Source organism: Corynebacterium sp. CCM 9203, assembly GCF_041357675.1.
Taxonomy (GTDB): Bacteria; Actinomycetota; Actinomycetes; order Mycobacteriales; family Mycobacteriaceae; genus Corynebacterium.
Genome location: NZ_JAUERY010000002.1, coordinates 126,341 through 148,637, shown reverse-complemented (window position 1 = coordinate 148,637; position 22,297 = coordinate 126,341). Strand labels below are relative to the sequence as shown.

Here is a 22,297-nt window from a genome sequence, read left to right as displayed (position 1 = left end):
AGCTCATCTCCAAGGAGTATTCGCCATGTCCGAAAACACACAGCCGACCATCCACAAGGGCCTCGGTGGCGTCGTCGTCGACTCCACCGCCGTGTCCAAGGTTGTCCCCGAAACCAACTCACTCACCTACTGCGGCTATCCCGTGCAGGATCTCGCCGCGAACTGCAGCTTCGAGGAAGTTGCCTACCTCCTCTGGAATGGTGAGCTCCCCACCCCCGAACAGTTGAAGGAATTCTCGGACCGTGAGCGCTCACTCCGTGAACTCGAGCCGGGCCTGGTGGACCTGGTCCGCGGTCTTCCGACCACCTGTCACCCCATGGACGTGCTCCGCACCGCGGTGAGCTGGATCGGCACCCAGGACCCTGATGCCTACAGCCGCGACTCCGAGCACATCCGGGACAGTGGCATGCATCTGCTGGCCAAGCTGCCGACCATCGTTGCACTGGACATGCGTCGTCGTCAGGGGCTGGACTTCATCGCCCCCGATCCGGAGCTGGGCTTCACGGAGAACTTCCTGTCCATGTCCTTCGGACGTGAGGAAGGCTCCCCGGCCCTGAACCCGGAGGACATCCACGCCTTCGATGTGTCGATGATTCTCTACGCCGAGCACTCCTTCAACGCCTCCACGTTCACCTCCCGTGTGGTCACCTCGACGATGTCGGACAGCTACTCCGCCATCACGGCCGCGATCGGAGCCCTCAAGGGCCCGCTTCACGGCGGCGCGAACGAGGCCGTCATGGAGACCATGCTCGAAATCGGCGATCCCGAAAAAGCCGAGCAGTGGGTCACCGATGCACTCGCCGCGAAGCAGCTCATCATGGGCTTCGGCCACCGTGTCTACAAGAAGGGCGACTCACGGGTTCCCACGATGGAGGCCGCTTTCAAGGCACTCGCCGAGAACCACGACGGTGCCAAGTGGGTCGAAATGTACGACCGGATGGCTGCCACCGTCGATGAGGCCAAGGGAATGAAGCCGAATCTCGACTTCCCCTCCGGCCCCGCGTACTACCTGCTCGGCTTCGAGGTCGAGTTCTTCACTCCGCTGTTCGTGATGTCCCGGATCACGGGTTGGATCGCGCACATCATCGAGCAGAGCGAGAGCAATCGTCTGATTCGTCCACTGTCCGCGTACCACGGTCACGCACAGCGGGAGGTTCCGGCCGAGCGCGGTGCCTGATTCCAGGTTTCTTTGTTCGTCACCCCCGGGTGACCCCGCCCAGGGGTGACGAACATGACCAAAACAACTGCGGATGATGCCCGTCGCTTGCTAGATTCAAAAGTGTCCTGCGCCACTGTCGCTCCGACGGTGGCGCCGCGGTGTTTCACCGAGGCCGCCGTCGTCGGTTCCGGTGCCCACCTGCACCCGTCACGGACGGTTCGGCCCACCCCTGATTCACTGTTTTAGCCCCAAGGAAGAAGCAGACGAGATGCTGAAGAAGATTCTGGTAGCCAACCGCGGTGAGATCGCCGTCCGCGCGTTCCGCGCAGCGTACGAGGTCGGAGCCGCCACCGTTGCGGTCTACCCCCAGGAAGACCGCAACTCCTTCCACCGGAGTCACGCCTCTGAGGCGTATCTCATCGGTAAGGGAGACTCCCCGGTAAAGGCATACCTCAACATCGACGAGATGATCCGCGTCGCCAAACTCTCCGGGGCTGACGCCATCTATCCGGGATACGGATTCCTCTCCGAGAACGCGCAACTCGCCCGCGAATGCGCGGAGAACGGAATCACTTTCATCGGCCCGTCACCCGAGGTTCTCGATCTCACCGGCGACAAGTCACAGGCTGTTGCTGCTGCGCGGAGGGCTGGGCTACCGACCCTCAACGAGTCGCCACCGACGGATGACATCGACGAGATCGTCCGCCAGGCGGAGGGTCAGGACTACCCGCTGTTCGTCAAGGCTGTCGCTGGTGGCGGTGGTCGTGGCATGCGTTTCATCGAGTCCCCGGACAAACTTGCCTCTCTCGCCGCCGAGGCATCGCGTGAGGCAATGAGCGCATTCGGTGATTCCCGGGTGTACATCGAGCGCGCGGTGATCAAGCCGCAGCACATCGAGGTGCAGATCCTCGGTGATCACACCGGTGAGGTTGTCCATCTCTTCGAACGTGACTGCTCGGTGCAGCGCCGCCACCAGAAGGTGGTGGAAATCGCGCCTGCGCAGCACATCACCCAGGAGCAGCGTGAGGCGATCTGTGCCGACGCCGTGAAATTCTGCCGCTCCATCAACTACACCGGGGCCGGCACCGTGGAGTTCCTCGTCGATGAGCAAGGTCGACACGTATTCATCGAGATGAACCCCCGCATCCAGGTCGAGCACACCGTCACCGAGGAGGTCACCCTTGTTGACCTCGTGCGTGCCCAGTTGCAGCTTGCTGCGGGGGCGACGTTGAAGGAACTCGGCCTGACGCAGGACCGGATCGAGCTGAAGGGAGCGGCGCTGCAGTGCCGCATCACCACGGAGGATCCGGGTAACGGGTTCCGCCCCGACACCGGCATCGTCACCGCATACCGTTCGCCGGGGGGTGCTGGTGTTCGTCTCGACGGCGCGGCACAGCTCGGCGGCGAAATCACTGCACACTTCGACTCGATGCTCGTCAAGATGACCTGTCGCGGCGGTGATTTCACCGCCGCTGTCTCCCGCGCCCAGCGTGCCCTGGCTGAGTTCACCGTCGCCGGTGTCGCCACGAACATCGGTTTCCTCCGGGCACTGCTCCGGGAACCTGACTTCCAGGACAAGCGTATCGATACCTCCTTCATCAATGAGCACCCCTGGCTGCTCGCGGCACCGCCGGCGAACAATGAGGCGGGCCGGGTACTGACGTTCTTAGCCGACAACACGGTGAACAGGCCCCACGGATCCCGCCCCGATGCGCCGCTTCCCGCGGATAAGCTGCCCCCACTGGATCCTGATGTTCCGCTGCCGAAGGGATCCCGTGACCTGCTCCTCGAACTTGGGCCGAAGGCCTTCGCGGAGCAGCTTCGGGCACAGTCCGCCGTTGCGGTCACGGAGACGACGTTCCGTGACGCGCACCAGTCGTTGCTGGCCACCCGGGTACGTTCACGTGCACTCGTTGCCGCAGCCCGGCATGTCGCCCACTCCACCCCGGGGCTCCTCTCCGTTGAGGCATGGGGCGGCGCGACCTATGACGTCGCCATGCGTTTCCTCTACGAGGACCCGTGGGAGCGGCTCGATCAGTTGCGCAGTGCCATGCCGAACGTGAACATCCAGATGCTGCTGCGTGGCCGGAACACGGTCGGCTATACGCCTTACCCGGATAGCGTCTGCAACGCCTTCGTCGAGGAAGCCGCACGCAGTGGCGTCGACATCTTCCGCATCTTCGATGCGCTCAACGACGTCTCCCAGATGCGTCCGGCCATCGACGCAGTACTGTCTACGGGAACTACCGTTGCCGAGGTCGCAATGGCCTACTCGGGTGACATGAGCAATCCCAAGGAGAAGCTCTACACGCTGGACTACTACCTGAAGCTCGCGGAACAGATCGTCGAATCCGGTGCGCACATCCTCGCCATCAAGGACATGGCGGGACTCCTGCGCCCGATCGCCGCCGCGAACCTCGTTTCGGCGCTGCGCAGCGAATTCGATCTCCCGGTGCACGTCCACACCCATGACACCGCTGGTGGTCAGTTGGCCACCTACATCGCCGCAGTGACCGCAGGTGCCGACGCGATTGACGGTGCCTCGGCACCGCTGTCGGGTACCACGTCGCAGCCGTCGCTGTCTGCCATCGTCGCCGCGTTTGAACACACGGAACACGACACCGGCCTGGACATGCGCGCCGTCTGTGACCTCGAGCCCTACTGGGAAGCCGTCCGTCGTGTCTACGCGCCGTTCGAATCCGGAACCCCGGGGCCGACCGGCCGCGTCTACCACCACGAGATCCCTGGTGGACAGTTGTCGAATCTCCGTGCCCAGGCCACGGCGCTGGGTCTGGCTGACCGCTTCGAGCTCATTGAGGACAACTACGCCGCAGTCAATGAGATGCTCGGCCGCCCGACGAAGGTAACCCCGAGCTCCAAGGTTGTTGGAGATCTTGCCCTGCATCTCGTGGGGGCCGGTGTTGACCCGGCTGATTTCGTCGCGGATCCGCAGAAGTACGACATTCCCGATTCGGTGATCGCGTTCCTGCGCGGTGAACTCGGCACTCCGCCCGGTGGGTGGCCCGAGCCGCTGCGTTCCCGTGCTCTCGAAGGGCGTGCGGAAAAGCCCTCCACCCTCACTCCGGTTTCCGATGATGATGCCGCACTACTCGCGGACGATGACCGGATGGTTCGTCGGGCAACCCTCGACCGGCTGCTGTTCCCCGCCCCGGCACGGGAGCTCGCCGAGCATCGCCGCCTGCACGGTGACACGACCGTGCTCTGCGACAACCAGTTCTTCTACGGCCTGGAGCACGGTGAGGAGATCACGGTACGGCTACGTACCGGCAAGGACATCACCGTACGCCTCGATGCGGTCTCAGAAGCTGACGCCAAGGGCATGTGCACCGTCGTCTGCACGGTCAACGGACAGATCCGGCCCATCCGGGTCCGAAACCGTTCAGTGAAGTCCGAGACCCCCGAAGCCGAGAAGGCCGACGCTTCGAATCCGGGCCATGTCGCGGCTCCGTTCGCCGGTGTCGTCACCGTCAATGCTAAGGAAGGCGACAGCGTCAACGCGGGAGACCCGGTGGCAATCATCGAGGCAATGAAGATGGAGGCCACCATCACTGCACCCGTGGCCGGCCGGATCAGTCGTGTCGTTCTCGGAACCTCGGTCAAGGTGGAGGGGGGTGACCTGCTGGTGGTCATCGACCCAGCGGAGTGACTCTGCCATGAGACACACCGGGTGCCTCTCACCCTGGCGACCAGCGTCGGGGAGGGAGGCACCCGTCTTCGTTGGAAAGGGAACGTCGGCCGACGGATCTGTGACCGCATCCGTGAATGGCTGCGGAAGCTCCATGACATCGACATGTTCTCCACTCGCCAGCCGCGCACGGATCCCCGCCACATACCGGGAATCGTTGGTTCCGGAGACATGAGGTGCGACGCGGTGCTTCCCGAGGGACCTGTTTGCCTAGATGGAAGCGGCGACCCCGGAAATCGTCTGCTCTGACGCCGCCCGGCACACCTCTCTGCGGTTCCGCAGCGAGGCCAGGGGGCTCATCACCCGGAGCGCACAACCTGGAGATCATGGGCCGGTTCCGTGGTGGACCCATGTGGATCGGATTCCGGCACGGGGCCTGCCGGACGTACCCCGTATTGGAATTGATGGACGAGGACGCTGAGGGGATCTGATGCAGAGGGCTTGGTCAGTCCACCCAGTTCAGTGTTCGTTCGACCGCCTTGTGCCACCCCGCGTACAGGGTTTCGCGCTCGGTGTTCGGCATCGTCGGCTGGTAGGTGTGTTCCTCCCGCCACAGTGTGCGGATCTCGTCGGTGGAGGAGTAGATCCCGGCGGCGAGCCCGGCGGCGTATGCCGCGCCCAGAGCGGTCGTTTCGTGTACCGCAGGCACCGTCACAGGAACTCCGAGTTGATCGGCCTGGAACTGCATCAACAGTTCATTGGACACCATGCCGCCATCCACCCGTAGCGCGGTCAACGGAACCCCGGAGTCGGCGTTCATCGCCTCCACGACCTCCCGCGTCTGGTAGGCCACCGCCTCGAGCGCGGCGCGGGCGATGTGCCCCTTATTGTTGAAGCGGGTCAGTCCGGCGATCACGCCGCGGGCATCATCCCGCCAGTGCGGGGCCAGCAAGCCGGAGAACGCCGGGACGATGTAGCAGCCGCCGTTGTCATCGACGGTCCGTGCCAGTTGCTCCACCTCGGGGGCCGTGCGGATGATCCCCAGGTTGTCCCGCAACCACTGCACCAGCGAACCTGTCACCGCGATCGAGCCCTCCAGAGCGAATACCGTGGGTTGGTCGTCGATCTTGTAGCAGACGGTGGAGATCAGTCCGTGCTCCGAGCGTTTGACCTCCGTACCGGTGTTGAGAAGGAGGAAATTGCCCGTACCGTAGGTGTTCTTTGCCTCGCCAGGTTCCAGGCACGCCTGACCGAAGGTAGCGGCCTGCTGGTCACCCAGAATCCCGCCGATCGGCACCCCGGAGAAGTCACCTTTCCGATTGACGGTACCCAGGTGGCCTGATGACGGGAGGATCTCGGGGAGCATGGATTCCGGGACGCCGAGCGCGGCGCACAGTTCCGGGTCCCACTCCTGGGACTCCAGATCCATCAGCATGGTGCGGGAGGCGTTGGTGACGTCGGTGATGTGGCGTTCCCCCTTGGTCAGGTTCCACACCAGCCAGGTGTCCATCGTGCCGACGAGCAGCTCGCCGGATTCCGCGCGGGACCGGGCTCCGGGAACGTTGTCCAGGATCCAGGTGATCTTCGGTCCCGAGAAGTAGGTGGATACCGGTAACCCTGTCCGGGTGAACAGGTCGGGGTCGAGTCCTGTGCAGACCTTCTTCGTGCGGGTGTCCTGCCACACGATTGCGTTGTGGACCGGTTTGCCTGTCGCCGCATCCCAGACGACGACGGTCTCCCGCTGGTTCGTGATCCCGAGGGTCGCGATGTCCCCGGGATCGACATCGGAGCGCGCCACCGCATCAGCCAGCACCCGGCGACTGTTCGCCCAGATCTCCGTCGCATCATGTTCCACCCATCCGGCTCTGGGGAAGATCTGGCGGTGCTCCAGTTGCGACGTCGCGAGCGCGTTACCGCGAGCGTCGAAGAGAATACAGCGTGTCGACGTAGTACCGTGGTCCAGCGCCGCGATGATGGCGGAACTGTCCCGTTCCCGGTGGTTCCGCTTCCTCCGGCTTCTCCCGGTGACTCGGCCGACCATCTCGCCGACCTCGCTCATCGTTCCTCTCCCGGTATTCACCGAAGATCCAGCCCGCAGTAACCGTGAGCCCAGCGTTCGATGGTTCCGGTGCCCTCGATGACACCGTCTCCCACTGACTTTGGCGGGAGCGTCGGATCATTCGGCAACATCCGATCCGGGTCACCGGCTGGCAACACCTCCAGGCTCGCTGTACCGTCTCCGTGGAGTGTCAGGGTAGCGAGCGCGAGCATGAACACGGAGGTCTGCTCGCAGATTGCCCACGTGTAAGCCCTGTCGGCTGTCCAGCCCGCGCGGGCCCTCTCGACGAAATCCGGGTCCACGGGTCCGCCGAACACCTCTCCGAGTGCCGGGCGATCGTCGATGCGGTCGTCATCGTGCAGGGGGCGGGCGTAGAACCTGCCGCCGTTGATCTCCATGGGTTCCATGTGTCCCAGTCTACGGAACGACACATCCCGGAGAATGTGGTTGCGGGGGAGACCGTGTTATTCCCCGTGGTTCCCGTCGGGATGATGGTTACGACGTTCGAGCTGTCGCAGCGAGGGGGTGTACCACCTGTCGGGACCGACGTTGAGGATGAACAGTGCGATCGCCGCGAGCACCCAGACGATCAACGGCAGCGGGTTCCCGGCCGTGGCACTGGCGGTCATGCAGAGCACGCCGATGAGGAGGAAAATTCCGATCCGGGTGCGGAGTCCGGAGACGCGAGCTGACACCGGACGTGCGGTGGCGGACCGTGATACGTCTCCGTGCATGGGGAGATCCGCGAGTATGACCTCCAGATCACTGATCGTCCGGCAGCCGGGGACCGCCGCGGAACGTTCCTCGAAATCGGAGATCGTGAGATGGCCCGTTTCGAGGTATCCCGCGAGTAGGTCCAGGGCCCGTGTGCGTTCGGCGTCACCGATACGGGTCTCCCGTGACGGGGGAATGTGACCGGGATCGGGCGGCTGTCTGGGGACGTCATGATTCATGGGTCCAGTGTATGACTGGGTGGTGGATGTGAATGGACCCCCCTCTCCCGGAAACCCCGGGGGGGCGACGGCACGTACCGTGTTACTTGATCTCCATCAGGACAGCGCCCTTGTTGACGCCGACGCCGGCTTCGCAGGCGAGGCCTGTGACGGTTCCCGATTTGTGGGCCTTGACCGGGTTCTCCATCTTCATGGCCTCGAGCACGACAACGGTGTCGCCCTCGTTGACTTCCTGGCCTTCCTCAACGTTGACCTTGATCACGGTGCCCTGCATGGGGGCGGCGACAGCGTCGCCGGAAACAGCTTTCTTCGCACCACCCGTGCGACGCTTCTTAGGGCGTTTCTTCGCGCCGCCGCCGCCCAAGGCGAGGTCTCCGGGGAGGGCGACTTCGACGCGTCGGCCGTTGATCTCGACGACGACCTTCTTGGTGGGCAGTGCCTCGTCCTCGTCCTCCGCATCCGCGGGATCGACGAAGGGTTCGATGGTGTTCTCCCACTCCTCTTCGATCCACTTGGTATAGATGTCGAAGCCGTTCCCATCACCGACGAATGCGGGATGCTCCACCATGTGACGGTGGAAGGGCAGAGCGGTGGGCAGACCCTCGATGACGTACTCGGCCAGCGCACGGCGTGACCGTTCCAGAGCTTCGGTACGGGTCTCGCCGAAAACGATGAGCTTGGCGAGCATGGAATCGAACTGGCCACCGATGACCGAGCCCTCGACGATGCCGGAATCCATCCGGACACCCGGGCCCGAGGGCTCGACGTACTTTGTGACCTTGCCGGGGGCCGGCATGAAGTTGTTGCCGGCGTCCTCACCGTTGATGCGGAACTCGAAGGCGTGCCCACGGGGTTCGGGATCTTCCTTCAGATGCAGCTCCGCCCCCTCAGCGATCCGGAACTGTTCCCGGACGAGATCCAGGCCGGTAGTGGCTTCGGTGACGGGATGCTCGACCTGGAGGCGGGTGTTGACCTCCAGGAAGGAGATCAGACCGTCGGCGCCGACGAGGTACTCGACCGTGCCGGCACCGTAGTAGCCGGCTTCCCGACAGATGGCCTTCGCGGACTCGTGCAGCCGATGGCGCTGATCGTCGGTAAGGAAGGGAGCGGGAGCCTCCTCGATGACCTTCTGGAAACGGCGCTGGAGGGAGCAGTCACGAGTGCCTGCGACGATGACGTTACCGTGCTGGTCGGCGAGGACCTGGCACTCGACATGGCGCGCCTTATCCAGATAACGCTCCACGAAGCACTCACCGCGGCCGAAGGCGGAGGTAGCCTCGCGGGTCGCGGAGTCGAAGAGATCCGCGACCTCATCCATCGTGTAAGCAACCTTCATGCCGCGTCCACCGCCGCCGAAAGCGGCCTTGATCGCGATGGGTAAGCCGTGTTCCTCGGCGAACGAGACACATTCCTCGGCGTTCTTCACGGGTTCCTTGGTACCCGGAGCCATCGGTGCCTCGGCTTTGAGTGCGATGTGCCGTGCGGTCACCTTGTCTCCGAGTTCCCGGATCGACTGGGGGGAGGGGCCGATCCAGATGAGTCCCGCATCGATGACGGCCTGTGCGAACTCTCCGTTCTCGGAGAGGAATCCGTAGCCCGGGTGGATGGCATCTGCACCGGATTTCCTGGCGGCATCCAGGATTTTGTCGAAGACGAGGTAGGACTCGGCGGAGTTCTGCCCGCCGAGAGCAAAGGCCTCATCTGCCATGGTCACGAACGGCGCATCGGCGTCCGGTTCGGCGTAGACGGCGACGCTGGCGATACCGGCATCCCGGGCTGCCCGGAAAACACGAATGGCGATCTCGCCGCGGTTGGCCACCAGAACCTTGGTGATCTTCTTCGTCTCGACGGTCACTGAAAACACTCCTGATAGTTTGCTGCGCCACCCACGCCGTGGTCCCGGTCAAGGGAAGGGTATGGGTGGGCCTGACATTTTTACCGTGGGGTCACTCACAACACATCGTGTGCGACCTGCGGGATTCCCTCACATTCTTGCACAATGTGGTGGCTGGTTTGGTCGGGAATACTGTATCTCGGTAGTTTTTCCCGCGATGTCGGGGGGATCGATTTTCCGGTCTGCCGTGTGAACAGCAGAGTTGAACATTGTTCATCTCCGGTTGGGGGAGGTGGGGGTGATCTTTGGTGGGTCTCCGGGTTCCGTCCCCAGGGTGATCGGCATCCGGACCATGTTCCCCCACTCGATCCACGAACCGTCATAATTCCGGATGGCCCGGAAACCCAGCAGATGCTTGAGTACGAACCAGGTGTGGGCACCGCGGTCACCGACCCGGCAGTACACGATAGTCGGCTTCTCCGGATCAAGGTCCGAATAGATTTCCTCGAGTTCAGCACGAGAACGGAAGCGGCTGTTCGGATGGACGGACCGGTTCCACTCGATGTTCACTGCTGTTGGGATGTGACCTCCCCGCATGACGAATTCCCAGGGGGAGGATTCCGGGGGTACTTCCTCTCCTGCGTATTCGGACGGAGAGCGGACATCGACGAGCGGACCGTTGCCGATCTGGGCGAGAGTGTCGTCGACGAAGGCCCGGAGTTCAGATTCGTTGAGTTCCGGCACCGGATAGTCGGTACGGGGATAGTCTGGCACCACGTAGGAGGTTTCGCGTTCCTCAGCCATCCACGCGTCACGGCCACCATTGAGGAGACGAACGTCCGGGTGGCCGTACAGTTCGAACACCCAGAGCGTGAAGCTGGCCCACCAGTTGGACTTATCCCCGTAGATCACCACCGTATCGTCCCTGGAGATACCCTTGGTACGCATCAGTTCGGCGAAGGCCTCCGGGCTGATGAAATCCCGTTTCACAGGGTCGTTGAGCTCCCGGCGCCAGTCGATGCGGATTGCGCCCGGGATATGGCCGATGTCGTAGAGCAGCAGATCTTCGTCGGATTCGACGACCTTCAGCCCTTTGCCACCGAGGCGGGCGCTCAACCAGTCCGCCTCCACCAAGCGTTCCGGATTGGCGTACCCCTTCTTCTCTTGTGGTCCGGTGGTGTCGGTGGGTGGAGTCTGATCGGATGCTGTGGACATGGGTTCCTCTTCTCCGGTGGCTCTCGGGTACCGCACCCGACGGTGGTTGCCGGGTACGGGTGCTGTGTGGCAGACGTGAGTTCCAAGCATATTATGTCGTACACCTCACGGCACGCCCGTGGATGTGGTGTGGGCTTAGTTACGTTGTGTGCCCATCGTGGGTGCAGCTTATTGATCTGACATAGCCTTGAGATGTCCGGACTGTACACCGGATGTGGCTCCGACTGTCCGGAGCGAGCGTCATCACAGTGGCCGGACGCGCGCGCCACACCATCTGAGGCACCCTGAATCACCCGAAGAAACACACAAGGAGAAAACACGTGCACAAGAGCATCGTCGTATTCGAGGTCGAAGGCGGCTCCGACAAGTTCATCGACGGCCATCGCAAGGACACCATGCCCATCGTCCGCGCGATCCGTGAGAAGGGATGGAACGCCGAGGTCGTGTTCTACCGACCGGAGTGGGCCGATGCCCTCTTCGAGTACGTATCGAAGAATTTCGACGCCTACATCTCCCGGGTCAACCCCGGGAACATCCCCGGAGGCGAGCGCGGCTACTTCGATCTGCTGACTCGACTGTCCGATGAAGCGGGACTCGTGGGCATGTCCCGCCCCGACGAGATGATGTCATACGGTGCCAAGGACGCGCTGGTGAAGCTCGCTGACACCGATCTCGTCCCCGAGGACACCTACGCCTACTACGACGTGGAGAACTTCCACAAGACCTTCCCCTCTTCCCTTTCCTACGGTGAGCGGGTCCTCAAGCAGAACCGTGGTTCAACCGGATCCGGTATCTGGCGTGTCCAGCTCGTCGACAAGGAACTCGCCGCTTCCGTTGAACCCGGCACAGCCCTGCCCCTTGACACGAAGCTCAAGTGCACCGAGGCGGTGGATAACCACACCGAGGTCCGCGAACTCGGCGAATTCATGGATTTCTGTGACCAGTACATCGTCGGTGACAACGGGATGCTCGTGGACATGCGCTTCATGCCTCGAATCGTCGAGGGGGAGATCCGTATTCTCCTCGTCGGACCGCATCCCGTTTTCGTCGTGCACAAGAAGCCTGCCGCCGGTGGCGACAATTTCTCCGCGACCCTGTTCTCTGGGGCGAAGTACACCTACGATAAACCGGAGGCATGGCAGGAACTCATCGACCAGTTCTCCGCCGCCCGCCCGGTCATCGCTGAGAAACTCGGTGGCGACAACATCCCGCTGATCTGGACCGCTGACTTCATGCTCGCCGATGCCGTCGACGGTGAAGGGGACGCCTACGTCCTGGGTGAGATCAACTGTTCCTGCGTCGGATTCACGTCCGAACTGGACATGGGCATCCAGGAACTTGTCGCGGACGAGGCCATCAAACGCGTCGAAGAGAAGCATCACGCCTGAGACCGAACGGCTGGATCTCCGTGATCACCGCGAAACCGTCCACCTGTGCGGCAGCACAATCGTGGGCGGTTCTCCGTCGGGACGTCAGATATCCAGGAGTGTGGTGACGCTACCGGGATCGCAGTCGGAGAGCAGGGCACGACAGCGGTCGTATTCATTGTCCTCGCCGATCAGACGGGCAGCGCGGGCAAGGGCGGCGATAGCCCTCAGCACACCTCTGTTGGGCTCATGTGAGTACGGGACCGGACCGAACCCCTTCCAGCCGTTACCGCGGAGACGATCGAGCCCCCGGTGGTATCCCGTGCGGGCGAGGGCGTAGGCAGTTATTTTCTCGGTGTCCGTCGCCGATTCCGCCTCCGCGGTGGACAGCGCGTGTTCGGCCAGCACAGCCCAGATCAAGGGAGAATCCGGGAAACGCTGCGCCTCGATGGCCAGCGCCGGAAGATCATTCCTGGCAGCGGCGACGGTCGATGCCGCAGGATCGGAGGGAAGGGTGACTGGTGGTGGAGCGAGCATGTCCTTGAACTGGTTCATACACCAACCTTACGTGTCGGACCCGGTTCGACGGGTGTAACCGCGTTATCCGCGGGAGTGTCAGTGGAACCCACTGGATCCGGGGTCGCCACCACGGGGCCGTGCGGTCGGCGGGTGTGCTGCGACTGCATCCCGGCGTCTCTGTTCCAGACAGTTCTCCAGGTAGATTCTCTGGATCACCCGATCTCTGTACTCAAAGACCCAAGCCAGGTTCAGGTTCTCCGCTGCGCTATAGACGGCATAGCGCCGACCGTTCGAAGAGCTGTAGCCGTGTACCGGGCGGCCGTAGACACTTGAAGCCTCCGCGAGGCTGGAACCGGGGCGGATCCCCTGCGGGGTATGGGGAACGCGGATCCGGGTGATCGTCCCATCCACCGCGTAATATTCGGTGTTCTCGAAATCGTACCGGGTACGGACCTCACCGGTTTCGAGGAACACGGAGACACCGGTCTCCGGGAAATCATCGTGCAGTGCCCGAATCTCGTCGAGTGGCTGGCCCACGGTGATCCCGTTGATGTGGACGTCATCGAGTCCGTCGGTGAGGATGATGGTGGGAGCGTCCGGGAGTGCTACGGGGCTGAGCTCGTTCTCCGCCGACGCCGGTCCGGTGAGAAACCGGGCGATGAGTGCCAGCACCGTACCGAGGGCACCGAGGAGGGCCAGGAACTGCTGCATGACTCCGAGCCTAACAACCGTGGCCCGCTACCGCAGCGCCTTCACCCCGGCCCACCCGTTGCAGCCATCGTGTTCAGTTTACCGTGGCGTGTTCGATCCGAACCTCTTCTGCCGGGGCACCATCAGCACTGCCACCCTCGGCACCCTTCTCCGCGATCTTTTCCAGTACCTTCATTCCCTCCGGTTCGATGGTGCCGAAGAGTGTGTAACTCGGGGGTAGAGGGGAATCGTCGTAGTTCATGAAGAACTGGGAGCCGTTCGTACCGGGCCCTGAATTGGCCATGGCTAGGGTTCCTGCGGCATAGAGAGGGGAATCCCCGGACCCGACCGGGTACTCGTCAGCGTAGATGAATCCAGGGCGGCCCGTTCCGGTGCCCGTCGGGTCGCCGCACTGCAGCACGTAGATGCCCGAGGTGGTGATGCGGTGGCAAACGGTGTCATCATAGTATCCGGCCTTCGCGAGGTGGGTGACCGCGTTCACGGTGCACGGGGCACGGTCACCGTCGAGCTTCAGCGGGATGTCCCCGGCGCTGGTTTCCAACGTCATGGAGACAGTGCCGCGCTGGGCCTCGGACGGCGGGAGGTCCACCTCGGACGCGGCCTTCCCGGCCTCGGTGTATGCGCAGGTGACCGGGCCGGTGGTGGAGTCTCCACCCTTCGCGTCGACACCAGCCGGATCCGTGCCGGTGTCCGGTGAGCCACAGGCTACGGCGAGAAGTGCGGTCGCGGCGATGATCCCCGATAGTGCTGTTCTGGTTTTGTTCATGCCCGGATTCTATCCGGCTACCGCGAACATCTGCTGGATCTGTGATTGGGGTTTCACTTCCAGTCGGGGCCCGGACGTAGATTCCACAGTTCGCTCACATCATGACCGAGTTCGTAGATCGCGCGTCGGACGACGGGGAGACTCAGACCGATAACGTTGGAGGGATCTCCTTCGATCCGGTCGATGAACCAGCCGCCGAGTGCCTCCAGGGTGAATGCCCCGGCGCACTGCCACGGCTCCCCGGTCGCGGCATATGCCTCGATGTCCGTGTCCGACGCATCCGCGAACGTGACAGACGTGCGTGAGACCGTACTGGTGCCGCGCCCACCGGGCCCGATGATGCAGTGCCCGGTGATCAGCTCCGCAGTCTTCCCGCGTTGTTCGCGCCAGCGTTCCACCGTTGCCGCGGCGGTACGCGGTTTACCCTGGAGTTCGCCGTCGAGAAGCAGCATCGAATCACAGCCGATGACGATGTCGGACGGATGATCCGGCGCCACCTTCCGGGCCTTCGCCTCAGCCAGCGCGGAGACAACCTCATCGGGGGTGGACCGCGGCATCCCGGTGATCAGTGCGTCTTCGTCGATGTCGGCGGGATGGATGACAGGCTCCACCCCCGCCGAATTGAGAATCGAGCGACGGGACGGGGATGCGGATGCGAGGACGATGTTCATGCCCCGACTCTATTGTTCGCTCATCCGGAGGGGCAACGGGAATCGGGTGCCGCGAGCGATCCATCCTTCAGATGGCGAAGAGGTGAGTGTCCTGAGCGGCTGGACAGTCGATTCACGAAACGCGACGCGTTCTCCGGCCAGTCAGCGGATCTAGGTGTGCCATGCCATCGCCTACACCGCCGTCGGTGTGCCTGGAGCATTATCTCGTCACCATCGGGCTGCTCCTACGCAGGACCATCACTACGTGGACACCATCGTGGCAGTTGTCTCAGCCAGAGCCTCGCGGAGCGGAGTCGGTACGATCCCCAGTTCTCCGCGTAGCGCGGAATCATCCAGCACATACCGAGAAGTGTGCTGGTGGAGTACCGCGTGCACCTCACGCGCCAGTGGGTTCACGAAACCCGCCGCCCGAATCGCCGGTGCCGGGACCCTGTTGATTCTGCTGGTGCTCCGACACATCTCCGCTATCTCCCGGATGCTTGCGTCACCGGAGCTCGGTCCCGTCCAGATTCGGCCCGATACGTCGTGTTCGGTTGTGGCCAAGGCGGCCAGAGTGGTGCCGATATCGGGGAGGTAGGACCAACTATGGACGGCATCGGCGTCGCCGGGGATCCAACAGGTGCGGTCGGTGAGCAGTCGCCGGAAGAAGCTCTCCCCGAGGATCGCGCCGGAATGTGCGTCGGCTCCGAAGTAGTCGCTTGCCCGGAGCTCCGTGGCGACGAATCCGTGTTCGGACCCCGCGGCGAGCAGACGGCGGGAGATCTCCGCGCGTGTCCTGCCCTTGGCTTCGGTGGTGAGTTCGGGGGAGTCGGGGCGCATGCGTACTCCGCCGGGATCCCCGTAGGGGTAGAGATTGCCCATGAGCACCACGCGGCAGCCGGTGCGTGCGGCGGCGGCGATGACCGACTCGATGAGAGGCGGCCAGTCGGTCGGCCAACGGTGGTAGGGGGGATTCGTGCAGACGATGATGCCGGAGTGGTTCCCGGCGACGCGGATCATCCGTTCGGGGTCGGTGGCGTCGAGGGCCGTGGTGGCGCAGTCGGGGACGTGGCTCCCGGACCGCGTGCCGACCGTCACCTGTTCTCCCGAAGACAGCAGCGCGGTGGCGGCCGCCCGCCCGATCGGACCTGCGCCGAGTATGAGGTACCTGTTCATGGTCGCTTCCCTTGCGTGTGAGTGTGAACGGTGTTCTCGAAGTGTAATGGGGGCCGTGGGAAAAATACAAGAACACTGTTCTCGCTTTCCTCGAATTCGTGGGGGTGGGATACTCCTGAGCATGGGTTCGAGACAGTCGCCGCCACGAAGGAACCGGGCTGAACATCGTGCAGAGATGGAAGAGACGATTCTCGTTACGGCAGAGCACCGGCTGGCGCAGGACGGAGCCACCGGACTTGGTCTGCGCTCAATCGCCCGGGACATCGGAATGGCGCCGTCCGCGATCTACCGCTACTTTGACGGTATCGACGCCCTACTCACCGCGCTCATCATCAGGGCTTACCGGGACCAGGCCGCCGAAGTTCGGTCCGGACTGGAAGAGGTGTCGGTACCTGCGGGCGCATCCGCGACCGAACGCGCGGTCGAAGAGATAGTCACCATGCTGGTTGCGGCACGCCGGTGGGCTGTGGCGAACCCCCACCGCTACGCGCTGATCTACGGTTCCCCGGTCCCCGGATACACCGCACCTGCGGACACCATCGCCCCGGCCAGCGGGGTCGGTGAACTCATCATCGATAGTCTCAGCCGTGCCTTACGTCCGGAAGGACCCCGCCTGAAGCTAGCCGATCTGACTGAGGAGACCATCGGGTTCTGGGCACAGAGCTACGGAATGATCAGCTTCGAGTTGTTCGGACATTTCGCGGGAACCGGTGTCGATCCTGAATCCCTGTTTCTTCGGTCGGTTCGTGAGGGGGTGATCCGCGTACTCGCCGGCTATGGTCGTGCCGACGCCTCCGTTGACTGATGTGCGAAGACCCCAACCCTGAGCATCACAGATGTCTGGGCTGGGGTCGGATGCGTTTTATACGGAGGTCAGTAGAAGCTGACGTTCTGAAACGCGGTTGGGTTGTGGGTCACGGGGCGGCGCAGGCGCTCCTCCAGGTTTCCCCACAGGTTCCTGGACCGGACCGGCTTCTCCTCCGCCGCGGCAGCCTGGGCGGCCAGTCCCGCGAACAACACCATCAGCGCTGCGGTCTCCGTTTCATCCGGATTGCCGCTGATGATCCGAAGGGCTGGCTTCGCTGCGGCCGTCTCGGTGGTGTCGGTGTCCGCGGATGCGGTGGTGGTGTCAGACATGGATCCTCCGGTTGTGTGTTTTTCGCTAACGGTGCTGTGGTTTACAGCGGGATGTTGCCGTGTTTCTTCGCCGGTACGTTGACGACCTTGCGGTCGAGCAGCCGCAGCCCCTCGACGAGTTGTCCACGGGTCTGGGACGGGGGAATGACCGCGTCGACGTAACCGCGTTCGGCGGCCATGTACGGATTGCACAGGGCCTCCTCGTACTCTTTCTCGTACTCCTTCATCACTGCGGCGACGTCCTTGCCTGCGGCTGCGGCTTCCTTCAGTTCCTTGCGGAAGATGAAACCGACGGCACCGGAGGCGCCCATGACCGCGATCTGTGCAGTGGGCCAGGCGAGGCAGATGTCTGCGCCCATGTCCTTGGAACCCATGACACAGTAGGCCCCGCCGTAGGCTTTCCGAGTGATGACGGTGATCTTGCCGACGGTCGCCTCAGCGTAGGCGAAGAGCAGTTTGGCCCCGCGGCGGATGATCCCGTCATACTCCTGGCTTGTGCCGGGGAGGAACCCGGGGACGTCGACGAACTCGACGATGGGGATGTTGAAGGCGTCGCAGGTCCGGACGAAACGAGCAGCCTTCTCGCTGGCCCGGATGTCGAGACAGCCGGCGAACTGCATCGGCTGGTTCGCGACGAACCCGACGCTGCGGCCTTCGATGCGACCGAATCCGATGAGAATGTTCTCGGCGTAACCCGACTGGACCTCCAAGAACTCACCGTCGTCCACGACGCGGGTGATGACTTCTTTCATGTCGTACGGCTGGTTCGGGGAATCGGGGATGATGGTGTCCAGTTCACGATCCGAGTCCGTGACATTGTCCACGATGGACCCCTCCATCAGCGGTGCCTCCACCCGCGGTGCCTCCGCACGATTGTTCTGCGGCAGGTAGGTGATGAGCTCGCGGACCCAGTCGAGAGCGTCTGCGTCATCGGACGCCGTGTAGTGCGAGGTTCCGGACATGGACATGTGGGTGTTCGCACCACCCAACTCTTCCTGCGTGACGTCCTCCCCGGTCACGGTCTTGATGACGTCAGGGCCCGTGATGAACATCTTGGAGGTCTTGTCCACCATGACGATGAAGTCTGTGAGCGCCGGGGAGTAGACGTGCCCGCCGGCGCAGGCCCCCATGATCAGTGATATCTGTGGGATGACACCGGAGGCCATGGTGTTGCGGTAGAAGATCTGGGAGTAGAGACCGAGGGAGACGACGCCCTCCTGGATGCGGGCGCCCGCACCTTCGTTGATTCCGATCAGGGGGACACCGGTCTTGATGGCCAGATCCATGATCTTCACGATCTTCTCTCCGTAGACCTCGCCGAGAGCGCCGCCGAAGACGGCACCGTCCTGCGAGAACACGCACACTTTGCGGCCTTCAATGGTGCCGTATCCGGTGACGACACCGTCTGTGACCGGTCGCTTGGCATCGAGTCCGAAGTTCTTCGACCGGTGGCGTGCAAGTGCATCCACCTCAACGAACGACCCGTCGTCGAGGAGGTACTCGATACGCTCACGGGCGGTCTTCTTGCCCGCCTGATGCACACGTTCGATGGAGGCTTCGCCCATGGGCGCCACGGTCTCGGTGAGTCGAGCGCGGAGATCGGCCAGTTTTCCTGCCGTGGTTTTCAGGTCAGGTGTGGAGTTTGCGGTCGTCATACTTTCCAAGTTTATAGGGGTGGCGCCAGGTCAAGGAGTGAAAGACGTCCGGTGTTCTTCGGTCGAGGAGTATCACCGGTGGCGGAGGTTCGCGGACAGAGACACTTTAGCAGCGTCGCCCGCGCCCTTGGCCCGCTGCAGGTGGCACTTGTGCAGTACTTTTGTTGCGGAGAACGTTCCGGGAGGCGGCATATGGAAGACGCCTTCCCCGCTTCCCTGACGGGTGGTGGGGAGGCGCCGTGATCCATCCTCCGTCGCCACAATTACCCCCGTTCCGGGGATTTTGCGGGTTTCCAGCGTTGATGAGTGCGTCCGATTCCTGTTCTACAGGGGGATGTTTCCGTGCTTGCGTGCGGGCCGATGGACATTCTTGCCGGCAAAGAGGCGCAGGTTGCGGGCGATCTGTCCGCGGGTCTCGCTCGGCAGGATGACGGCGTCGATAAGTCCGCGTTCCGCGGCGAGATACGGGGTCAGCATGTAGTCCTCGTACTCGCGCTCGAAGGAGGCTGCGAACTCGGCGACGTCGAGGCCACGATCGGCGGCGTCCTTCAACTGCTTGCGGTAGATGAAGCCGACCGCGCCCTTGGCGCCCATGACAGCGATCTGGGCGGTGGGCCACGCCAGGTTGAGGTCCGCGCCGAGGCCCTTGGAACCCATGACGCAGTACGCTCCGCCGTATGCCTTGCGCATCGTCACCGTGATCTTCGGGACGGTGGCCTCGCCGTAGGCGTAGAGCAGCTTCGCGCCGCGGCGCAGGATTCCCTCGTACTCCTGGCCCGCTCCTGGCAGGAAGCCGGGGACGTCGACGAGCATGACGATGGGGATGTTGAAGGCGTCGCAGGTACGGATGAAGCGGGCAGCCTTCTCACTGGCGTCGATGTCGAGGCAGCCGGCGAACTGGGTCGGCTGGTTGGCGACGAAGCCGACGGACTGACCCTCGATGCGACCGAATGCGATCACGACGTTCGCGGCACGGTCCTCCTGGATCTCCAGGTAGTCGCCGTCATCGGTCAGGCACTCGATGACCTCGCGGACATCGTAGGGAGTCGTGGGCGAATCGGGGATGATCCCGTCGAGCTTGAGGTCGTCGGCGTTGAGATTGTCGTTGATCGATCCCTCCTCGCGGTCGTGCTCTTCGAGCGGGGCGAAACTGCGGTTGTTTGAGGGTAGATAACTGACGAGTTCCTGGACCCACTCGAGGGCGTCTTCGTCGGTGGCGGCGGTGTAGTGGCTGTTGCCGGCAGTCTCCATGTGGGTGCTGGCTCCACCCAGTTCTTCCTGGGTGATCTGTTCGCCGGTGACGGTCTTGATCACGTCGGGGCCGGTGACGAACATCTTGGAGGTCTTGTCCACCATGACGACGAAATCGGTCAGGGCTGGGGAATAAGCGTTACCGCCCGCGCAGGCCCCCATGATCACGGAGATCTGTGGGACGACGCCCGAGGCGTTGATGTTCTGGTAGAAGGTCTGCGCGATGAGATCAAGGGACACGGCGCCGTCCTGGATTCGTGCACCTGCACCCTCGTAGAGGCCGATGAGGGGGCGGCCCGTCTCGATGGCCAACTCCATGATCTTGATCATCTTTTCGCCATAGACCTCACCGAGGGCGCCGCCGAAGACGGTGCCATCCTGGGAGAAGATGCAGACCTCGCGGCCGTCGATGGTGCCCCATCCGGTGACGATCCCGTCGGTTGCGGGGCGGCGACCTCCCATGCCGAAGGCCGTGGTGCGGTGGCGGGCAAGCTGATCGGTCTCGATGAAGGAACCTTCATCGAGGAGGAAATCCAGGCGTTCGCGGGCGGTGAGACGTCCAGCCGCGTGTACTTTCTCCACCGGGGCGAGGCCCATGGGGAATGTGGCCTCGGCACGGCGCGCCTTGAGGTCCGCGATCTTGTCTGCGGTTGTCATGGGGCCGGTCATCGAGGAAACGTCGATCAAAGGTGAGGAAATCGTCATGTTTTGGGAGTCTAAAGCAGCAGTTTTAGTTTGCAAAGTAAAATCATGGTGATCTGCATCACATGTTAGGGAACGTGCTGGTGAGTCGCTTTTTCCGGGGTGCTGCGGAGTTTCGGTGTGTCATCGGCTCCATCTCGCACGCGCTATCGTGACAGGTATGATTTCATCGACCCCACGCACTCCGGTTGACTCCGATGCACTGCGTCGCCGCTGTGTGGACGGTGGTCCATACAACCGGATCGATCACACCCCGGAGACAGGTTCCACGAATACGGACCTGGTCGTGGCCGCTGGGCGGGGAGCGCAGGAGTGGACTGCGGTGGTTGCTGAGCATCAGTCAGCGGGCCGTGGGCGGCACGGGAGGGTCTGGACCGCGCCGGTCGGCAGTCAGATCACTCTAAGTGTTCTCATTCGCCCGCCCCGATCGAGCCTTCGGCGACTGGGTACCCTGCCGTTGGCTGCGGGCCTCGCGGTTGTCGATGCCGTCGCCGCGGCGGAAGACATCTCCGGGAGAGCGGAGCAGGATCAGGTGCATGCTGTCCTGAAGTGGCCGAACGACGTTCTCATCGGAGGTCGAAAACTCTGCGGCATACTGGCTGAGGCCGCCAATCTCTCCGATGCCCCGGCTGTGGTTGTCGGGCTGGGCCTCAATGTCTCTCTGACCGAGGATGAGTTACCTGTTCCGCACGCGATCTCCCTGGATCTCGCGGCGCCTGGACGCGTTTTCGACCGGACCCGGTTGACTGGCGATGTCCTTATCGCTCTCCACCACCGACTCACCCAGTGGGCTGCGGGTGACCCCGGGCTTCTCGGGGACTACCGACGGGTCTGTGCGTCGATCGGTGCCCGAGCCAAAGTTGTCGTGCCGACTGCGGAGGGGGAGCGGACCATCTACGGCACCGTCACCGGGGTCGCCGACGACGGGCGACTGCTGTTTTGTGATGAGGACGGAACTAACCACGAGCTGGCGGCCGGGGATGTCACCCATCTGAGGTCCGTATGAGTGGTCGGATGTCTCTAGAACCCGATGAACATATCCTCGTTGATGTGCGGGCGCCGCTCCGGGAGATGATCTTCCCGTTTCTGGAGACGATCGTGATCACAGGTGTGCTGTGGATCGTCATCGGCTGGTTCGACGCTGCAGATGCCGGGCGATACGGGGTGGGGCCGCTGCGCCTGCTGCCGGAGTGGCGCAACGGCTTCGTGTTCCTTTGGGGGGTGTTGGTCCTCTGGCGCTTCGTGATCCCACTCCTGCGGAAGCGTCGTCGCCGGATGATCGTCACCGACCGGCGAATCATCTTCCGGGCGGACGGCTTCCGTGCACGTCCCCGCTCCCTCGCCATGTCTGCGGTGACCTGGGCGGAGAAGGAACGTGGACTGCTCGCCGTGTATCTGCGGGACAGTGATCTCCCCGTGTACTACCGCGGCCTGCCGAAGGTTCGGAAGATCGCCCGGATGATCAATGATCCTCTCGCCTGATCCGAACGACTCCAC

20 protein-coding genes are annotated in these 22,297 nt (G+C 63.2%); 7 read left to right on the top strand and 13 right to left on the bottom strand.

The window, feature by feature from the left end; all coding sequences use genetic code 11:
* Positions 1-25: 25 nt before the first annotated feature.
* From QWU44_RS04015 to QWU44_RS04005, 3 genes are read left to right on the top strand one after another with little or no spacing between them, the layout of a single operon-like run.
* Positions 26-1,177, top strand: coding sequence for a bifunctional 2-methylcitrate synthase/citrate synthase (locus QWU44_RS04015; protein ID WP_370914435.1), 1,152 nt, complete (start codon positions 26-28; stop codon positions 1,175-1,177).
* 54 nt (positions 1,178-1,231) lie between these two features.
* A complete protein-coding gene (locus tag QWU44_RS04010) occupies positions 1,232-1,405 on the top strand; it encodes a hypothetical protein (protein WP_370914434.1) in 174 nt (57 codons plus the stop codon).
* A gap of 22 nt (positions 1,406-1,427) precedes the next feature.
* Positions 1,428-4,826, top strand: coding sequence for a pyruvate carboxylase (locus QWU44_RS04005; protein WP_370914433.1), 3,399 nt, complete (start codon positions 1,428-1,430; stop codon positions 4,824-4,826).
* A 484-nt stretch (positions 4,827-5,310) separates the two neighbouring features.
* On the opposite strand, the gene glpK is transcribed toward QWU44_RS04005, so the two are convergent.
* The 5 genes from glpK to QWU44_RS03980 form a co-directional block, all read right to left on the bottom strand.
* Positions 5,311-6,864: a glycerol kinase GlpK gene (glpK, locus tag QWU44_RS04000; protein ID WP_370914432.1), complete on the bottom strand. Its 1,554-nt coding sequence runs from the start codon at positions 6,862-6,864 to the stop codon at positions 5,311-5,313.
* A gap of 17 nt (positions 6,865-6,881) precedes the next feature.
* Positions 6,882-7,271, bottom strand: a complete 390-nt coding sequence (locus QWU44_RS03995) for a hypothetical protein (protein ID WP_370914431.1) — start codon at positions 7,269-7,271, stop codon at positions 6,882-6,884.
* 57 nt (positions 7,272-7,328) lie between these two features.
* A complete protein-coding gene (locus QWU44_RS03990; RefSeq protein WP_370914430.1) occupies positions 7,329-7,817 on the bottom strand; it encodes a DUF1707 domain-containing protein in 489 nt (162 codons plus the stop codon).
* An 82-nt stretch (positions 7,818-7,899) separates the two neighbouring features.
* A complete protein-coding gene (locus tag QWU44_RS03985; protein ID WP_370914429.1) occupies positions 7,900-9,672 on the bottom strand; it encodes a biotin carboxylase N-terminal domain-containing protein in 1,773 nt (590 codons plus the stop codon).
* A gap of 252 nt (positions 9,673-9,924) precedes the next feature.
* Entirely contained in the window at positions 9,925-10,866 is a 942-nt protein-coding gene (locus QWU44_RS03980; RefSeq protein ID WP_370914428.1) for a sulfurtransferase, read from the bottom strand.
* A gap of 320 nt (positions 10,867-11,186) precedes the next feature.
* On the opposite strand from QWU44_RS03980, the gene QWU44_RS03975 reads away from it, so the two are divergent.
* Positions 11,187-12,254 (top strand): Cj0069 family protein, encoded by a 1,068-nt coding sequence (locus tag QWU44_RS03975; protein WP_370914427.1) that lies wholly within the window; start codon positions 11,187-11,189, stop codon positions 12,252-12,254.
* An 84-nt stretch (positions 12,255-12,338) separates the two neighbouring features.
* Here QWU44_RS03975 and QWU44_RS03970 read toward each other — a convergent pair whose 3' ends face one another.
* From QWU44_RS03970 to QWU44_RS03950, 5 genes are all read right to left on the bottom strand, one after another.
* Positions 12,339-12,788 carry a DUF3151 domain-containing protein gene (locus tag QWU44_RS03970; RefSeq protein ID WP_370914426.1) on the bottom strand — a complete coding sequence of 150 codons (450 nt, stop codon included), beginning with the start codon at positions 12,786-12,788 and terminating at the stop codon, positions 12,339-12,341.
* A gap of 60 nt (positions 12,789-12,848) precedes the next feature.
* Positions 12,849-13,463, bottom strand: a complete 615-nt coding sequence (locus QWU44_RS03965) for a hypothetical protein (protein ID WP_370914425.1) — start codon at positions 13,461-13,463, stop codon at positions 12,849-12,851.
* A gap of 73 nt (positions 13,464-13,536) precedes the next feature.
* On the bottom strand, positions 13,537-14,229 hold the full coding sequence (locus QWU44_RS03960) for a peptidylprolyl isomerase (protein WP_370914424.1): 693 nt from the start codon (positions 14,227-14,229) through the stop codon (positions 13,537-13,539).
* A gap of 53 nt (positions 14,230-14,282) precedes the next feature.
* Entirely contained in the window at positions 14,283-14,900 is a 618-nt protein-coding gene (locus QWU44_RS03955) for a nucleoside triphosphate pyrophosphatase (RefSeq protein ID WP_370914423.1), read from the bottom strand.
* Positions 14,901-15,140: 240 nt separating this feature from the next.
* Complete coding sequence (locus QWU44_RS03950) at positions 15,141-16,055, bottom strand: NAD-dependent epimerase/dehydratase family protein (protein WP_370914422.1); 915 nt, start codon at positions 16,053-16,055, stop codon at positions 15,141-15,143.
* Between the two features lie 121 nt (positions 16,056-16,176).
* Here QWU44_RS03950 and QWU44_RS03945 point away from each other — a divergent pair, with 121 nt between their 5' ends.
* On the top strand, positions 16,177-16,860 hold the full coding sequence (locus QWU44_RS03945) for a TetR/AcrR family transcriptional regulator (protein WP_370914421.1): 684 nt from the start codon (positions 16,177-16,179) through the stop codon (positions 16,858-16,860).
* Between the two features lie 68 nt (positions 16,861-16,928).
* Here the strand turns inward: QWU44_RS03945 and QWU44_RS03940 are convergent, their stop codons facing one another.
* The 3 genes from QWU44_RS03940 to QWU44_RS03930 all read right to left on the bottom strand — a co-directional run bounded on the left by QWU44_RS03940 (position 16,929) and on the right by QWU44_RS03930 (position 20,803).
* Complete coding sequence (locus tag QWU44_RS03940) at positions 16,929-17,192, bottom strand: acyl-CoA carboxylase subunit epsilon (protein WP_370914420.1); 264 nt, start codon at positions 17,190-17,192, stop codon at positions 16,929-16,931.
* 41 nt (positions 17,193-17,233) lie between these two features.
* Positions 17,234-18,847: an acyl-CoA carboxylase subunit beta gene (locus tag QWU44_RS03935; RefSeq protein WP_370914419.1), complete on the bottom strand. Its 1,614-nt coding sequence runs from the start codon at positions 18,845-18,847 to the stop codon at positions 17,234-17,236.
* Positions 18,848-19,171: 324 nt separating this feature from the next.
* On the bottom strand, positions 19,172-20,803 hold the full coding sequence (locus QWU44_RS03930; protein WP_370914418.1) for an acyl-CoA carboxylase subunit beta: 1,632 nt from the start codon (positions 20,801-20,803) through the stop codon (positions 19,172-19,174).
* 160 nt (positions 20,804-20,963) lie between these two features.
* On the opposite strand from QWU44_RS03930, the gene QWU44_RS03925 reads away from it, so the two are divergent.
* Positions 20,964-21,806: a biotin--[acetyl-CoA-carboxylase] ligase gene (locus tag QWU44_RS03925; RefSeq protein ID WP_370914893.1), complete on the top strand. Its 843-nt coding sequence runs from the start codon at positions 20,964-20,966 to the stop codon at positions 21,804-21,806.
* An 8-nt stretch (positions 21,807-21,814) separates the two neighbouring features.
* Positions 21,815-22,282, top strand: a complete 468-nt coding sequence (locus tag QWU44_RS03920; RefSeq protein WP_370914417.1) for a hypothetical protein — start codon at positions 21,815-21,817, stop codon at positions 22,280-22,282.
* Positions 22,283-22,297: the final 15 nt, after the last annotated feature.

Coding starts and splice junctions, on each gene's coding strand:
- QWU44_RS04015 (WP_370914435.1), top strand. CDS start 26: ATGTCCGAAAACACACAGCCGACCATCCACAAGGGCCTCGGTGGCGTC.
- QWU44_RS03935 (WP_370914419.1), bottom strand. CDS start 18,847: ATGACGACCGCAAACTCCACACCTGACCTGAAAACCACGGCAGGAAAA.
- QWU44_RS03980 (WP_370914428.1), bottom strand. CDS start 10,866: ATGTCCACAGCATCCGATCAGACTCCACCCACCGACACCACCGGACCA.
- QWU44_RS03990 (WP_370914430.1), bottom strand. CDS start 7,817: ATGAATCATGACGTCCCCAGACAGCCGCCCGATCCCGGTCACATTCCC.
- QWU44_RS03970 (WP_370914426.1), bottom strand. CDS start 12,788: ATGAACCAGTTCAAGGACATGCTCGCTCCACCACCAGTCACCCTTCCC.
- QWU44_RS03930 (WP_370914418.1), bottom strand. CDS start 20,803: ATGACGATTTCCTCACCTTTGATCGACGTTTCCTCGATGACCGGCCCC.
- QWU44_RS03995 (WP_370914431.1), bottom strand. CDS start 7,271: ATGGAACCCATGGAGATCAACGGCGGCAGGTTCTACGCCCGCCCCCTG.
- QWU44_RS03920 (WP_370914417.1), top strand. CDS start 21,815: ATGTCTCTAGAACCCGATGAACATATCCTCGTTGATGTGCGGGCGCCG.
- QWU44_RS03965 (WP_370914425.1), bottom strand. CDS start 13,463: ATGCAGCAGTTCCTGGCCCTCCTCGGTGCCCTCGGTACGGTGCTGGCA.
- QWU44_RS03945 (WP_370914421.1), top strand. CDS start 16,177: ATGGGTTCGAGACAGTCGCCGCCACGAAGGAACCGGGCTGAACATCGT.
- QWU44_RS03955 (WP_370914423.1), bottom strand. CDS start 14,900: ATGAACATCGTCCTCGCATCCGCATCCCCGTCCCGTCGCTCGATTCTC.
- QWU44_RS04010 (WP_370914434.1), top strand. CDS start 1,232: ATGACCAAAACAACTGCGGATGATGCCCGTCGCTTGCTAGATTCAAAA.
- QWU44_RS03950 (WP_370914422.1), bottom strand. CDS start 16,055: ATGAACAGGTACCTCATACTCGGCGCAGGTCCGATCGGGCGGGCGGCC.
- glpK (WP_370914432.1), bottom strand. CDS start 6,864: ATGAGCGAGGTCGGCGAGATGGTCGGCCGAGTCACCGGGAGAAGCCGG.
- QWU44_RS03940 (WP_370914420.1), bottom strand. CDS start 17,192: ATGTCTGACACCACCACCGCATCCGCGGACACCGACACCACCGAGACG.
- QWU44_RS04005 (WP_370914433.1), top strand. CDS start 1,428: ATGCTGAAGAAGATTCTGGTAGCCAACCGCGGTGAGATCGCCGTCCGC.
- QWU44_RS03960 (WP_370914424.1), bottom strand. CDS start 14,229: ATGAACAAAACCAGAACAGCACTATCGGGGATCATCGCCGCGACCGCA.